Origin of the sequence: Roseivirga sp. E12 (assembly GCF_017592825.1) — a bacterium.
Classification (GTDB): domain Bacteria; phylum Bacteroidota; class Bacteroidia; order Cytophagales; family Cyclobacteriaceae; genus Roseivirga.
Genome location: NZ_JAGFMD010000005.1, coordinates 170,873 through 186,115, shown reverse-complemented (window position 1 = coordinate 186,115; position 15,243 = coordinate 170,873). Strand labels below are relative to the sequence as shown.

The following is a 15,243-nucleotide window of genomic DNA, read 5'->3' as shown; positions in this document are numbered from 1 at the left end:
CGTACTTATTAAAAGGAGAAAAAACGATAGCAGAAATTACTTGGCAAACACTTTTTTCTTAGTCAAGGAGAATTTACTTTTGTACCGAGCATCAGATAAGCTATCCCCTGAACTAGCAGACTGATATTTAGACAAATTACTGTACAATACGCTGTTGGCTTTTTTGAAGTATCATCTTAAGGATGCACTTGACTTATTTTTTAAGAAACTTGTAAATGATCAGGTTATCAATGTTAAGAATAGGTTAAAGGAGTTACGCAATCGTAGCGATATCATAACATTTGTCCATTTACCTCCACCTTTATAACTACTACTTTTGCCTTGTGAAAAGCGCTTAGCGCACTCAAAGAATTGAATCGAAACAATCTAATCTACTTTAAATTTTCTTGTATGAAAAGACAATTACTTCAGTTACTCTTGGCTGGATTGATGCTTGTTACAGTAAACGCAGCATTCGGTCAGGGTACAACAACCTCTTCTATTAACGGAAGGGTAACAGATGCAAGCGGAGAGACACTCCCAGGTGCCACTATCGTTGCAGTGCATACGCCTAGTGGTTCTCGCTATGGAAACATCACCAACAGTGATGGTTATTATAGAATTCCAAACATGAGAGTTGGTGGTCCTTACACAGTGACCGTGACTTTTGTTGGTTATAGAGAGTTCAAAAAAGAGAATGTTTATTTGACATTAGGTCAGGCATTCAAAATTGACGCTCAACTATCTGAAACTTCAGTAGCACTAGAAGCTGTAGAAGTGGTAGGAGAGAAAAGTGACATTTTTGATGGTAACAGAACTGGTGCTGAGACAGTAGTCGGTCTTGAGCAGATTAATGCTACTCCAACCGTGGCAAGAGCGATTGGTGATTTTGCAAGGTTCACCCCTCAAGCAACTATTGATGAAGGAAACGATGGTTTTTCTATTTCCATTGGTGGTCAGAACAACCGTTACAACTCTATCTACATTGATGGTGCTGTAAATAATGACGTTTTCGGACTGGCTGGTTCAGGTACAAACGGTGGACAAACTGGAGTATCTCCAATCTCAATTGATGCGATTGAGCAATTCCAAATTCAAGTAGCTCCATTTGATGTGAGAGTTTCAGGTTTTGCTGGTGGTGCAATTAACGCAGTAACTAGATCTGGTTCTAATGAAATTGAAGGATCTGTTTACAGGTTTTGGAGAAACGAAAACCTTGCTGGTAAAACACCAAGAGATACAGATGGCGCAAGAGAGCGTTTGGCTGATTTCTCCGCTGAGACAATTGGTTTCAGAGTAGGTGGTCCAATCATCAAGGACAAGCTTTTCTTATTCGTTAACGTTGAAAACCAAAGTGATGAAACACCTCAGCCATTCGACTTCAATGACTATGAAGGAGATGCGACTGCTGCGGATATTAATGCCTTAAGAACTAAACTTCAAGGCTTTGGTTATGAGCCAGGTACATTGACTCCAAACCCAGTAATCCTTGATTCTGATAAAATCACTGCTAAGCTCGATTTCAACTTGAATCAGAACAACAAAATTTCAGCAAGATACTCTTACGTAAAAGCTGATAACATTGAAGCTGTAAGATCTACTAATAGAACGCTAAACTTCTACAACAGATCTGAAGCTTTCTTATCTAAGACAAACTCGCTTTCTGCTGAATGGTCTTCTACTATAGGTTCTAATGCCTCTAACAAACTGACTTTCGGTTATGTAAGTGTTAATGATGACAGAGACCCAACTGGGACTGACTTCCCAACTGTAATCATCAATGACGGTGTAGGTAGAATCAACTTTGGAGCTGAGCCATTCTCAACTGCCAACCTTTTAGATCAAACTGTATTCACTATCAATGATAACTTCGAGTTATATAAGGGTAGACATACTTATACTTTCGGTGTTAATGCTGAATTCTACTCTGTGGAAAACTTGTTTATCGCCTTTAACTATGGTGAGTATGAGTATGATGATTTGAACCAGTTCTTGACTGATCAACCAGCGAGTGATTACTTCAGACTTTATTCTAACAGAGATAACTTAACAGGTGACGGTTCAATTGCTGCGGCAATTTTTAACTCTAGCTTATTCGGTCTCTATGCTCAGGATGAAATGCAGGTTAACAACGACCTAAAAATAACTTTCGGTCTGAGAGTTGATATGCAGGCATTTGATGATACTCCTGAAAATGCTGATTTCAACAACAACAGTATTCCTTTGTACGAAGCTGCAGGTTATGACCTAAAAGGTGCTAGAATTGGTCAGTTTATCAAGACTCAGCCTTTGTTGTCTCCAAGGTTTGGTTTTAACTGGGATGTAAATGGTGACAGAACACTTCAAGTAAGAGGTGGTGCTGGTGTGTTTACTTCTAGAATTCCTTTGGTGTGGCCAGGTGGTGCATACAATAACAACGGTTTCAATACTGGAGCTGCATTTATTGGTACTGATGGTTTTGACGGTATATTCAGACCAGATATCAACAACCAACCAGGTACATTTGATCCAACAAGACAATCAGGTAACATTGATTTGTTTGCTGAGGATTTCAAAATTCCTCAAGTGGCGAAAATCAACGCTGCTGTTGATAAGCGTTTGAACAATGGATGGATTTGGTCTGTAGATGCGCTTTACACTAAGACTATCCACGCTGTTAGATATGAGAACATTAACATCAGACCTTCAACTTCAAACTTGACTGGTACTGGTGATAACAGACCTATCTATAACAGAAGAGATGAAGTTGACGATACTTACAGTAGAGTTATTTTGGCTTCGAATACTGGTAGAGGTTATGCTTATAACTTGAGTACAACATTGACAATGCCTTTGAATAATGGCCTTCAAGGAAGCGTTTCTTATTCTTACGGTGAGTCTTTCAATGTATTTGATGGTACGTCTTCTCAAAACTCATCTCAGTGGAGAGGGTTGCACTCTATAGGTGGTAGAAACTTTGACCAACCTCTAGTTAAGTCATTCTTCTCTCCAGGGCACAGAATCATTGCTCAGGCTTCTTACAGAAAAGAGTGGAATGCAAACTTAGCTACTCAAATCGGCCTTGTTTATGAAGGTCGTTCTGGGCGTCCATTCTCTTACATCTACAATGATGGTGATAGATTGACTAACGAAGCTTCAAGAGAAAGATCATTGATCTATGTTCCTGAAAACTCAAGTGATATTATCCTTGTTGACGATGCAAGAGCGGGTACTGCTGCTGAGCAGTGGACAGCTCTTAGTACATTCATCAACTCTGACGATTACTTGAGCGAAAGAAGAGGTCAATATGCTGAGGTTAACCAAAACCGATCTCCATTCACTCATGTATTTGACTTAAGATTGATCCAAGATTTCTCTATCAATGCAGGCGGTAAGAAACACACTTTACAGTTCACTGCTGATATCTACAACTTCGGTAACTTACTGAATGCTGATTGGGGTAGAAGATACTTTGTACCTTCAGACTTTGAGCTGTTGAACTTCGAAGGCTTCTTGCCTGATGGCACTACACCTACTTATACTTTTGATGGTGTAACTGACAACGATCCTTCTGCTAACAGAATTGATGATTCTGGCTTGACTAGCTCAAGATGGCAGATGCAACTTGGTCTGAGATATACTTTCGGTAACTAAGATTTATCATACAATCATTAAAAGGCTTCTCTAAATATTTAGAGAAGCCTTTTTTGTGTATCAGCGTCTAATCATGATTTTTTGAAACCTATTCCTGATAATATTGTTAGATTAGCGATTTAGGCAATGCTGTATTATAAATCATACGATCACCCGGACTCTACCGAGTGGGTTACTTTTATCCACGGTGCTGGAGGGAGCTCTTCTATCTGGTACAAGCAGGTGAAAGAGTTCAAAGAGCATTTCAATGTACTTTTGATCGATCTAAGGGGTCATGGAAAGTCTCAGGAGATTTTTGAGCGATATTTTTCAAACGAGTACAACTTTGAGAATATTTCTGCCGATGTCTTGGAGGTAATGGATCACCTGAAAATTCAGCAATCTCATTTTGTCGGTATCTCGCTGGGAACCATACTCATGAGAACCATCTGTGAACTCGCTCCAGATAGAGTGAAATCATTAGTAATGGGCGGGGCAGTAACAAGGCTAAATGTGCGTTCTAAGCTATTAGTAGGTCTTGGAAACGCTACAAAGAAGTTCATACCCTATATGTGGCTCTATCGTTTCTTCGCTTGGATCATCATGCCCAGAAAAAGAAATCAAGAATCAAGAATTCTTTTTGCCAATCAAGCTAAGAAGCTGTGCCAAAAAGAATTCGTTCGCTGGTTTGGTCTTACTTACAAATTGAACCCTCTATTGCGTTATTTTAATGAGAATGACACAAAGCTTCCAACGCTATATGTAATGGGAGATGAAGATTATATGTTTCTACCTCAAGTTACCCAGTTAGTCAAAGATCATAGCACCTCTTCACTTCAGGTTGTTCCTAACTGCGGACATGTTTGTAATGTAGAGCAGCCCGATTTCTTTAATAGCACGGCAATCAATTTTATCAGCCATAACAGCTAGTTTAGTGTCCTTTTTGAATTAGTCAGTCATGATCACTATCTTTTATCATGTCTTGGCCAAAGATCGTTTCAAAATTACGAGTTTGTCTAGTCGTACTTTTACCTTGCATAATACTCTTTGAATGCGCGAATAAAGGCGCATCAGAATCCACCGAGGAACAAGCGACAATTCAAGCCGCTCCTATCTACTTCGATCTGGATCAAATCAAGACGCGTGGAAGCTTAATTGCTGTTGTAGATAACAGTACAACTGGATATTTCATTTATCGAGGTAGACCTATTGGATATGAGTATGAACTCCTTACTCGCCTCGCCAAATACCTAAAAGTTGAGCTTGAAGTTCGGATAACGGCAGATATTCAAGGTGCCTTTGATATGTTAGATAGCGGAGAGGCAGATATAATGGCCTATCACCTGACAGTGACCAAAGAGAGGAATCGGAAAGTTGCTTTTACAGAACCACATAATAATGTGCCTCAAGTATTAGTACAGAGAAAGCCTAAAAACTGGCGTCAAATGAAGCTCCATGAAATTGAAGCATCATTAATCAGAAGTACAATAGATCTGGGAGGAAAGACTGTTTATACAAGAAAGGGCTCTGCTTTTTCCGATAGGCTCCTGAACCTCTCCGATGAGATAGGTGAAGACATTGTAATAGATGAAGTAGAGGGCGCTGTGGACACAGAGATGCTTATAAAGATGGTCCTAGATGGCGATATTGAATATACCATTGCAGATCAGGATGTAGCCATGATCAATGCGACATACTATCCTGACTTGGATGTTGAAACACCGATCAGTTTTCCTCAGAAAATAGCTTGGGCTGTAAGGAAGAATGCTACTGACCTTAAGAGTATAGTGGATGATTGGCTGGTTGATATGAAGAAATCTCCTGATTTTTTCGTGATCTATAATCGCTATTTTAAAAATAGGAAATCGCAAAACTATAAGGTCCAAAGTGCATATTCCTCCTTCTCCAAAGATCGTATTTCCCCCTATGATGATCTAATCAAAGAAGCCGCTCAGAAACTGGATATGGATTGGTTGCTTTTAACTTCTATTGTCTTTCAAGAATCAAAGTTTGATCCGGAGTCCGAATCGTGGGTAGGAGCACAGGGCTTAATGCAGCTGACAAACAATGTGATTGAAGAATATGAGGTCGATGATGTCTTTGACCCTGAAGAGAACATTATGGCGGGAGCCGATCATCTAAAGTGGCTAATGGAGTATTGGTCAGCTGATATTGCCGATGAGAATGAGTTGATCAAGTTTGTTTTGGGCTCTTATAATGTTGGACAAGGGCATGTACGAGATGCGATGAAATTGGCGAAAAAGTATGACGCTGATCCACTGATATGGGAAAACAGTGTTGCGAAATATCTCGAATTAAAATCTACACCAGAGTATTATCAAGACCCAATAGTGGTCTATGGATATTGCAGGGGTTCTGAACCCGTTAAATATGTTCGAGAAATTCTGACGCGTTACGATCAGTACCTGCAGTTCTATGAAAACCCCAATCTCGTGAGCGATACTTTGATTGTCACCGAGCGAATACCAACTAACTGAAATGATCAGCCATAATCTTGGCAGAGAGAAGGCTTAGAGGAATACCACCGCCAGGGTGAACACTGCCCCCACAAAAGTACAAATGCTTGATTTTACTTGAGAAGTTTGGGTGTCGAAGGAATGCAGCGTACTTATTATTAGAACTATTTCCATATAAGGCACCGCCAACTGAACTTGTTCTGGACTCAATAGTCCGAGGGTCTAGCACGTCTTCTACTTCAATTAATGATCCAATGTCCTCATTGAGCATTTTTGATAGTTTGGAGAGAATGTTTTTGCGTGCCTCGGCAATCATCGTATCCCAGTCCTGTCCTTTATTATTAGGCACATTGATCATCGTAAACCAGTTTTGACATCCCTCCGGAGCATCGTCCTCCTTATGTGTGCTGGTGATATTTACATAAACTGTAGGATCAGCATAGATGTCTTCTGATTTGAAGATGTGCTCAAACTCTTTCTTATAATTGGCCGAAAAAAAGATGTTGTGCAAGTCAAGGTGATCGAATTTCTTTTTTATACCCCAGTAGAAAATTAATGCAGAACTGGACTTCGGTTGTGACAACAGCTTTTTGGGTTGGTACTGATCTTTCAAAAGCTTTTTGTAAGTACCGACCATATCCATATTACTAACCACGCGATCAGACTTGTGGAAACCCATTGCGGTATTCACACCCTTAGCTGCACCATCATGGATCACTATATTTTTAACAGGTGTATCGAAGTAGAATTTCACCCCAACGCGCTTTGCAAGCTTATAGATACTATTGGTGATGCCTTGCATTCCGTTGACAGGAAAATATGCCCCGCTACCAAATTCTAAATGGGGAATGATATTCAGTGTCCCGGGGGTTTGATATGGGTCAGACCCGTTATAAGTAGCGTACCGGTTGAAAAGTTGTACCGTTTTGGGGTTTTCGAATCGCTTCTCATTCACCTGATTCATTGTTCGACTTAAATCGAATTTAGGGAGTTTCAAATAGGTCATCAATGCTTTACCACCCAGCCAAGTTGAGGCTCGGTGCAAAGACTTATGCATGAATACTGGAGACAGATTGTTGTATAGAAACTCACTCTTGTCTAATGCAGAAATTACATTCTCGTTTGGCTCTTCAAATTTCTTTTTGAACTCATGGAGAAGTTTTTCTCGATCTGACCACGCTGTAAATTCCGTGCCATCTGGATAGAAATACTGACATGTGGTTTCGAGTTTTTCGTACTGAAAGTGCTCTGAGATATCCTGATTGCATAACTCGAATAGCCCTTCCACTTCTTCTGGAAGAGTAAAGAGGGAGGGGCCCGCATCAAAGCGATACTTCCCAAGCTTTATTTCGGTCAGCTTGCCTCCAGGATAGTTGTTAGCTTCAAAAACGGATACTATGAATCCTTTTTGAGCCAAGCGTATAGCAGCTGCCATACCAGCTATTCCTGAGCCAATCACTATTGCTGATTTGCTCATCAGTAGTCGTCAGTCTAAGTTCAGTCGGTCGTAGTGAGTCTATGTAATATGAAAATGGGAGATGAATTTTACTTATGCAAGCCTAGTCCTGTATTTTGTCAGGAAAAAGTCGATTTCACATACATTTTTTTGTCAATGGCAATTATTATCTTAAAATAAAACCATTTTTTAATGGATCATTCGGATCAATAAGCCATTCGTTTTGACCTACAATAAAGGCATTACCTTCAACTCTTGGTATTACTGCATTGTACGGTCCATACTCAAGAACCTGATGTACCGATCCCTTAAATTTAGTACCAAGGATGCTCTCAATTGTCATCTCTTCACCTTCGGCCAGTTCTTTCCTTTTATGATGTATTGCCATTCGGCCGGCCACCCCTGAACCAGTTGGCGACCGGTCTACCTCACCTTCGGCAAAGATGCAGACATTGCGGTTGTCAGCACCATTATGAGCCGTTTTGCTTATGAATATGGTTCCGTAAAGAAAACTAAGGTCTTCTTCAAATGGATGTTTTACTTGGTTAGATTCCATCAGTATGGCATGTTTAATGTCCATGCCTTTTTTAATGATATTGCTATAATTGTCTTCTAAGAGCGGAAGGCCGAGTTTATCAGCATCTACATAGGCATAGAACGCTCCCCCATATGCTAAATCATAGGTAACCATTCCAAGCTCAGGAACTTGAATTTGCTGATCCAAAGCAATTACGAATGAGGGGACACAATAGAAGTAAACACTTTCTACTTTTCCATTGGACATTTTGGCGAAAGAAGTAATTCGTCCACATGGGGCATCAATCTCAAGTTTTGTTTCGGGTGTTTTTTTCTTTACCCAGCCGATTTCCACGGCTAACTTGGTAATGGCAATTATTGCATGACCGCACATAGTACTATAGCCTTCGTTATGAAGGAAAAGAATCCCAAAGTCTGCATCGGGTTCGTTAGGTGGAAGTAGTACACACCCGTACATATCAGCATGTCCACGAGGTTCAAACATTAGAGATGTTCTAATGTGATCGAGATTCTCCTTCATATACCTCCGGTATTCCAAAACAGAATTACCCTCGAGTTCTGGTATGCCGCTGACAATTACACGTAAAGGCTCACCGCCAGTATGCATGTCGATAGTTTTAATTTTCAACCAGCCTTCAGGAGTTATTAGATCGTGTTTGGTACAAATATTCTGATAGGTGTCTTTCAATTGTATCGCTCAACGTTTAACAAATTGGATTCAATATCAAGTGATTGACCAGTGATATATTGGGTTAAAAGCATACCTGTTATGGGCCCCAAAGTCCATCCAAGCATGGCATGACCAGTGCCAACAAGTAAATTGTCGATAGACCTCGGCCTACCAATATAAGGTAGGCCATCTGGCGTACATGGACGTAGACCCGCCCAAGGTTTAATGGTATCGAAGCCATAATTCTGAAATTCAGGCATTGCTTCTTTTACCGAATCGATAATTCCTTGGACCCTTGCTGGATTTACTTCGTGATTGATGCCTGAAATTTCCATGGTTCCGGCAACCCTAAAGCCATGTAGCATTGGAGTTGTTGCAACTCTAGCCTCAACCAGAATGGATGGCAGTTTCGGCATGGTTGGAGGATTTTCTATCGTAAAACTATATCCTTTTCCCGCCTGTAGTGGAAGGTCTATTTTTAGATGCTTCATTAACAAGGGAGACCACGAACCAGCTGCAATTACAAATTCATCAGCTTGATAGTTTTTTTTATCTGTTACAAACCCACTGATTTTATTTCCCTTTGTTTCAATGGCCTGCAATTCCGTTTTGAAATCAATTTTAACTCCATTATTAACCAGAAGAGATTTGAATTGCTCCATAAAAGCGTTTGGGGTCATCCAACCATCACAACCGAAATAAACTGAGCCTGCCATATTGTAATGTACATTAGGGTCCATTCTTTCGGTTTCTTCTTTTGAAAGTTGACTTGCTTCTAAACCATACTGATTGGCGATTTCTACCAACTCAACTTCGTGCTTGAGTGCTTCCTTAGTCTGGCAGACCATTAGTAACCCAGGTTTGTGATAACCTGCTTCAATCGTCTCCTCACGGAGAATCTCCTCATAGAGTTTTTGACTCTGAGTAGTCAAATCGTAAAGCAATGGAATGGCAGCTTTTACTCGCTTGTCTGTGGCAGCCTTTTTAAATAGCCAACCCCATTTCAATAAATCCTGACTGAGTTTGGGCTTGATATAGAAAGGACTGCTCTTGTTTAGCATCCATTTGAGTCCTTGACTGATAATGCCAGGAGAGGCTAGTGGAATAATATGACTGGGAGAGATGTATCCAGCATTTCCGTAAGAGCAATTGTCCTTGCCATCTGTACTGTCAATAATGGTCACATCAACTCCTGCTTTGTTCAGGTAATAAGCCGTGGACAGTCCCACTATGCCTGCGCCTACTATGACCACCTTTTTATCCATCTTTGTCTAAATTACTTGAAACCCATGCGCATATGGGTCATCTTCTTCATCAATTAGAATCGTGTTGTATCCGGTGATTTTGGCCCATCCTTCAATACTTGGGATTATGGCGTCAAAGTCACCTAGCTTCACCGTATCCTCAACTCGGCCTATGAACTGACTGCCGATGATACTTTCATGAATAAATCTATCTCCTTTTTTCAATTTTCCTTTAGCTGCCCATTGTGCCATACGTGCCGAAGTTCCCGTACCACAAGGAGAGCGGTCGATCGCCTTATCACCATAAAAAACAGCGTTTCGAGCAGTAGAACCATCTTGAGTTGGCGCACCTGTCCAGAGAATGTGACTTAATCCACCAATAGTGTCGTTTTCGGGATGTTTAAAAGTGTGCGCTGCATTTAGGTTGTCTCTTAAGGTTTTACTCCACCCGATAAGTTGACTAGCCGTATAATTGGCCATGTCCTGGTAGTTCTCCTGTGGATCAATTATGGCATAGTAATTTCCACCATATGCCACATCCACAGTGAGTTTACCCAAATCTGGGCATACTACCTCAATACCTTCCGCAGCAAGATATGCGGGTACATTTGTAAGTTTGACCGCACTGATCTTTTTACCATTCTGAGTGTAGTCAATCAATACTAACCCTGCTGGAGTCTCCAAGCGTAGTTTTCCAGGAGTTTTTGGGGTAACCAAACCTTCTTCAAGCATAATGGTAACCGTTCCTATAGTACCATGTCCACACATTGGTAGACATCCGCTGGTCTCAATGAATAGGACACCAATGTCATTTGCTTCATCAACAGGTGGATAGAGAATACTTCCAGACATCATATCATGACCGCGAGGTTCAAACATGAGTCCTTTTCTTATCCAATCAAATTCTGATAAGAAGTGTTGTCTCTTTTCGCTCATGTTGGCCCCTTCCAACAATGGCGCACCACCGGCAACAAGCCTTACTGGATTACCGCATGTATGGGCATCAATACAAAAGAATCGCTTGCTCAATTTATCATTAGTTAAGTTTACCAAACACAAATAATCCAGCTGCTAAATCTTCCAACGCATGGCCGACAGACTTAAACAGTGTGATTTCTTTATCACTTACTCGACCTTGTTTTGAACCATTGCAAAGTTCGAAAAGGTCACTTTTAATATCTTCTTTTGAAATAACATTCAATGTTAGTGGTATGGCCAAATCCCCAGATTCACTTAGAGCGCCTTCATGGTCAATGAAAATCGAAGCTCTTTCCATTACCTTGTCATCGGCTTCTCTCATGTCCGCTTTATAAGCACCTACTAGGTCTAAGTGTTGACCTTTACCGAGCCACTCTCCTAGTATTAGTGGTTCTTGACTTAAAGTGGCCACTGATATGATATCGGCCTGTTTAACTCCTTCTTTTAGCGATTCAATTACCTCAACTTCCAAGTTTAAATGTTGAAGTTGATTTTTTAGTAGATGAGCTTTATCAATACTTCTACCCCAAATCAAAACTTTATCAATTGATCGAACCGTAGAATGTGCTTTAACTAATTCAGGTGCTAATGCACCGGTACCTACCATGAGCAATGTGCTCGAATCTTTCCTGGAAAGAAATGATGAGGCTAAGGCAGAGGCTGCAGCCGTCCTTTTAACCGTAAGTATTTTGGCATCCATCTGTGTTTTGATCAGCCCATTCCGAGCATCCATCAGGGTATAAACACCTTGTATTGCGGGTAGATTTACTTCACCGTTATAAGGGGAGACGGTAACCATCTTCACGCCTAAATACTCACCCTTGCTCCAGGCAGGCATTAATAATAATGTAGAAGTATTTTCACCTACTCCATTGTCAAACTCGTGGTGATGTCGTGGAGGAATTGTGTAGTTTTCACAGAAGGCCTTGCGTAGTATCGGAATGAATTCTTCGTAACTAAAAATTGACGCTATTTCTGTTCCCGAGACAAACCTCATAAATCAATTTTCCTTATTCTTTATGTAGGCTTCTATTACCTTTTCAAGTAGAGGGAGTGTCAAAGTTCCCTCTGAAAGCAATGCTGCATGGAATTCTCTGATGTCAAAATTATCTCCCAACCTTTCAGAAGCCCTCTTTCTTAATTCTTTGATTTTAAGATCTCCGATTTTGTAAGAAAGGGCTTGGCCTGGCCAAGAGATATAGCGATCTGTTTCGGTCGTACATTCATGGATTGAAAGTGCTGTGTGCTCGGCTAAGTAATCAATGACCTGCTGCCTCTGCCATCCATAGGCATGAATGCCAGTATCGACAACCAATCGACATGCTCTCCACATTTCGTAGGTCAGCCTACCAAAGTCGTCATAAGGGGTTTCATACATTCCCATTTCAATGCCTAAAAATTCGGAGTACAATCCCCAGCCTTCACCAAAGGCAGAGATATACATGTTATTCCTAAACTGAGGTAAATCCTCTAACTCTTTAGTCAGGGCGGATTGCAAGTGATGACCAGGTACTGCTTCATGAAGGGTTAGTGAAGGCATAACATATAAAGGCCTACTTGGTAAGTCGTAGGTGTTAACCCAGTATTCTCCTGCTCTTGTACTGTTAATGGGAGCACCAGAATATCTGCCACCTGTGTACTTAGGAGCCAGATGTGGCGCAACAGGCTCAACTGTATAAGGTTGTCGTGGTAGTTTACTAAAAAGTGCGGGAAGCCTTCCGTCAGCTTTTTTGGATAAATATGCTGCGTAAGAAAGCAACTCTTGAGGAGTCTTAGGGTAGAATTGAGGGTCGGTACGTAGAAATTGGATAAACTCCTTTCGAGTACCCTTGAAACTAGCCTTTTTCATGACCGTCTCCATTTCTTCTTTGATTCTTTCTACTTCTCTTAGTCCAGTATCATGAATCTCTTTTACCGATAAATCAGTAGTTGTGTAATAGTTGGCTCTGTTCAGATAGTATTCCTTACCATTCGGCCAATGGGAAGCCCCTATTTTATCTGGTGCATTCGGTATGTACTCTTCATCAAAGAATGATTTGACCATCTGATAGCCAGCCAATGCACCATTTTCAACCGCATCTTTGCCCCTCCGTAATAATTCAGTTTTGTCATTTTCTGAAAATGAAGCCGGTATCTTTAAGAATGGAGCGTAAAAGGCACTCTCGGTATAATCGGCTACTAAATGGGTGTTGTAAGTGACATCATACCCTTCTAATATCGCTTTTGGTTGGGCAATACCTATTGCCAAACCTTTTCTCATGAGTTCTATATGCTGTTCGGCATATTTTGGAAATGCCTTTAAATCACCAATGTATTTTTCATAATCCTCTCTAGTCTGAAAGCGATATCGATTGGGCCGGCTTGCAAAGCCAATGTGAAAACCCGCATCCACTAAAATTGGATTAAGGTAGGCTTGAAAATCATAACGATCAATATCCTCTTGCATGCGATAGATCATCAGTTCTACACTGATTTGATCGGTGAATTCCATTGTGGAAGTGTCCAACTGCCGAAGTTTTTCAATAGTTTGTTCAGCAAACTCAGCGCGACTCTTAAAATCATCTTCAGTATACCTACCCAAAGGATATTGCTCTCTTTCTTCTTCTGTCAAGAATTCATGTGACGATACTTCTTCGAGTATAGCTTCCAAACTCTGCTTCTTTTCACAAGAAAACAGTAACACTAAGCAGCAAAGAGCAATGATTAACCTCATTGGATAGCTGCTTTTGTGAGTTCTCCGTCTACAATCCTCCAAAGACCTAGGGGATTACTATTCTTTAAGGCATCGGGGAGCAGGCTATCTGGCCAGCTTTGATAGGAAATAGGTCTAACGAATCTTGAAATTGCGGCTGTTCCTACAGAGGTTGTTCTTTGGTCTGTTGAAGCTGGGTAAGGACCACCATGCTGCATAGCGTGGCATACTTCAACTCCAGTTGGCACTCCATTGAAAAGCAAGCGACCGACTTTTGTGCTGAGTGCATCAACAATCTCAGGATGAGCTTCCAAATCGGATGTTGCAGCCACCAATGTGCCTGTCAATTGACCACTGAGTGCATAAGCAACTGCCAACATTTCAGTGATATCTTCACAGGCAACCACTAAAGTAAATGGACCAAAAATTTCTTCGTGAAGTTGAGGGTTGGCTAAAAACGTACTGCCGTCAACTTTTGCGGTCAAAGGTTTGCCTTTATTTTCCCCAGGGTCATTGACATCTCCTAAGGCCTCAACTCCTGTTTGTTCAATGGCCAGTCCTCTGTGTGAATAATAGCTCTTAGCAATTTTTGCATTGAGCATGGTTACGGAATCCTTGGCCGCTAAAGCTTGACTTAACGTTTGTATAAACTGATTAAGCGGTGCCGATTTTATCCCTATCAAAAGCCCTGGGCTGGTACAGAATTGACCAACGCCTAAAGCCACTGAATTGGCAAATATATTTGCTAGGCCTTCCGGATCTGAAGCCATTTTATCAGGCATTAGGAAGCTCGGATTTGTGCTGCCCATTTCGGCATATACCGGTATAGGTTCTGGTCTCTGATTCGCTAGGTCGAAGATCGCGCGACCACCTCTAAGAGAACCAGTGAAGCCAACAGCTTTAACCTTTGGGTGTTTTACTAACTGCTGCCCTGTTTCGATTCCACCATTTACCATAGAGAAAGTGCCATCAGGCATATTGCATTTTTCGACAGCGCGAAGTACTGCCTGAGTCACCATGTCGTTTGTGCCCAAGTGTGCTTCATGCCCCTTTACGATAACTGGGTTCCCAGCAGCAAGTGCAGATGCGGTATCGCCACCGGCAGTAGAAAATGCCAAAGGGAAATTGCTTGCTCCAAAAACGGCAACTGGGCCAATTGGAATTTGCATCTTTCTTAAATCTACCTTCGGAATTGGCTGTCTGTCCGGGATTGCCGTGTCAATGTTGACATCTAGCCAAGAACCATCGCGAAGCACAGCTGCAAACATTTTCAACTGATTGCAGGTACGACCTCTTTCTCCTTGAAATCTTCCAACGGGCAGGCCTGACTCCCCACTAGCTCTTTCCAAGAGTGCATCGCCTAAAGCCATAATCTCTTCAGCAATAGTCTCTAGAAATTGGGCTCTCTTCTCGTATGAAATCCCTTTGAATGACTGAAAAGCCGAGTTGGCCTTGTTTACAGCTGCGTCAACTTCTTCAGCCGTGGCAGCAACAAATTCTTCGGGAAAAATAGAGCTGTCAGTTGGGTTGTAGGCTTTTAAAACCTCGTTGCCCATGGCTGAAGCATCTTTTCCTATATAGTTTTTTCCTGTAATCAT

Annotated in this window: 10 protein-coding genes; 3 read left to right on the top strand and 7 right to left on the bottom strand. The window is 41.3% G+C overall.

Annotated features, from left to right (window positions below; genetic code table 11):
* The first annotated feature begins 390 nt into the window (after positions 1 to 390).
* The 3 genes from J4E76_RS13175 (at position 391) to J4E76_RS13165 (ending at position 6,089) form a co-directional block, all read left to right on the top strand.
* Positions 391 to 3,612: a carboxypeptidase regulatory-like domain-containing protein gene (locus J4E76_RS13175; protein WP_208504877.1), complete on the top strand. Its 3,222-nt coding sequence runs from the start codon at positions 391 to 393 to the stop codon at positions 3,610 to 3,612.
* A gap of 126 nt (positions 3,613 to 3,738) precedes the next feature.
* The gene (locus J4E76_RS13170; protein WP_208504875.1) at positions 3,739 to 4,521 is read left to right on the top strand and encodes an alpha/beta fold hydrolase; all 783 of its coding nucleotides are present in this window, start codon (positions 3,739 to 3,741) and stop codon (positions 4,519 to 4,521) included.
* Between the two features lie 47 nt (positions 4,522 to 4,568).
* Entirely contained in the window at positions 4,569 to 6,089 is a 1,521-nt protein-coding gene (locus J4E76_RS13165) for a transporter substrate-binding domain-containing protein (protein ID WP_208504873.1), read from the top strand.
* Here the strand turns inward: J4E76_RS13165 and crtD are convergent.
* The 7 genes from crtD to J4E76_RS13130 all read right to left on the bottom strand — a co-directional run bounded on the left by crtD (position 6,082) and on the right by J4E76_RS13130 (position 15,243).
* The gene (gene crtD / locus J4E76_RS13160; protein ID WP_208504872.1) at positions 6,082 to 7,545 is read right to left on the bottom strand and encodes a 1-hydroxycarotenoid 3,4-desaturase CrtD; all 1,464 of its coding nucleotides are present in this window, start codon (positions 7,543 to 7,545) and stop codon (positions 6,082 to 6,084) included. The genes J4E76_RS13165 and crtD overlap by 8 nt on opposite strands.
* Before the next feature lie 145 nt (positions 7,546 to 7,690).
* Entirely contained in the window at positions 7,691 to 8,749 is a 1,059-nt protein-coding gene (locus tag J4E76_RS13155) for a proline racemase family protein (protein ID WP_236017456.1), read from the bottom strand.
* Positions 8,746 to 9,996: an FAD-binding oxidoreductase gene (locus tag J4E76_RS13150; RefSeq protein WP_208504870.1), complete on the bottom strand. Its 1,251-nt coding sequence runs from the start codon at positions 9,994 to 9,996 to the stop codon at positions 8,746 to 8,748. The genes J4E76_RS13155 and J4E76_RS13150 overlap by 4 nt, the downstream gene beginning before the upstream one ends.
* Before the next feature lie 6 nt (positions 9,997 to 10,002).
* A complete protein-coding gene (locus J4E76_RS13145; RefSeq protein WP_208504868.1) occupies positions 10,003 to 11,004 on the bottom strand; it encodes a 4-hydroxyproline epimerase in 1,002 nt (333 codons plus the stop codon).
* 7 nt (positions 11,005 to 11,011) lie between these two features.
* The gene (locus tag J4E76_RS13140) at positions 11,012 to 11,950 is read right to left on the bottom strand and encodes an ornithine cyclodeaminase family protein (protein ID WP_208504866.1); all 939 of its coding nucleotides are present in this window, start codon (positions 11,948 to 11,950) and stop codon (positions 11,012 to 11,014) included.
* A 3-nt stretch (positions 11,951 to 11,953) separates the two neighbouring features.
* Positions 11,954 to 13,666 carry a DUF885 family protein gene (locus tag J4E76_RS13135; RefSeq protein ID WP_208504865.1) on the bottom strand — a complete coding sequence of 571 codons (1,713 nt, stop codon included), beginning with the start codon at positions 13,664 to 13,666 and terminating at the stop codon, positions 11,954 to 11,956.
* The gene (locus J4E76_RS13130; RefSeq protein ID WP_208504864.1) at positions 13,663 to 15,243 is read right to left on the bottom strand and encodes an aldehyde dehydrogenase (NADP(+)); all 1,581 of its coding nucleotides are present in this window, start codon (positions 15,241 to 15,243) and stop codon (positions 13,663 to 13,665) included. The genes J4E76_RS13135 and J4E76_RS13130 overlap by 4 nt, the downstream gene beginning before the upstream one ends.

Bases quoted from the DNA above. Each gene is read 5' to 3' on its own strand.
- J4E76_RS13175 (WP_208504877.1), top strand. From the start codon at position 391: ATGAAAAGACAATTACTTCAGTTACTCTTGGCTGGATTGATGCTTGTT.
- J4E76_RS13170 (WP_208504875.1), top strand. From the start codon at position 3,739: ATGCTGTATTATAAATCATACGATCACCCGGACTCTACCGAGTGGGTT.
- J4E76_RS13165 (WP_208504873.1), top strand. From the start codon at position 4,569: ATGTCTTGGCCAAAGATCGTTTCAAAATTACGAGTTTGTCTAGTCGTA.
- crtD (WP_208504872.1), bottom strand. From the start codon at position 7,545: ATGAGCAAATCAGCAATAGTGATTGGCTCAGGAATAGCTGGTATGGCA.
- J4E76_RS13150 (WP_208504870.1), bottom strand. From the start codon at position 9,996: ATGGATAAAAAGGTGGTCATAGTAGGCGCAGGCATAGTGGGACTGTCC.
- J4E76_RS13140 (WP_208504866.1), bottom strand. From the start codon at position 11,950: ATGAGGTTTGTCTCGGGAACAGAAATAGCGTCAATTTTTAGTTACGAA.
- J4E76_RS13135 (WP_208504865.1), bottom strand. From the start codon at position 13,666: ATGAGGTTAATCATTGCTCTTTGCTGCTTAGTGTTACTGTTTTCTTGT.
- J4E76_RS13130 (WP_208504864.1), bottom strand. From the start codon at position 15,243: ATGATTACAGGAAAAAACTATATAGGAAAAGATGCTTCAGCCATGGGC.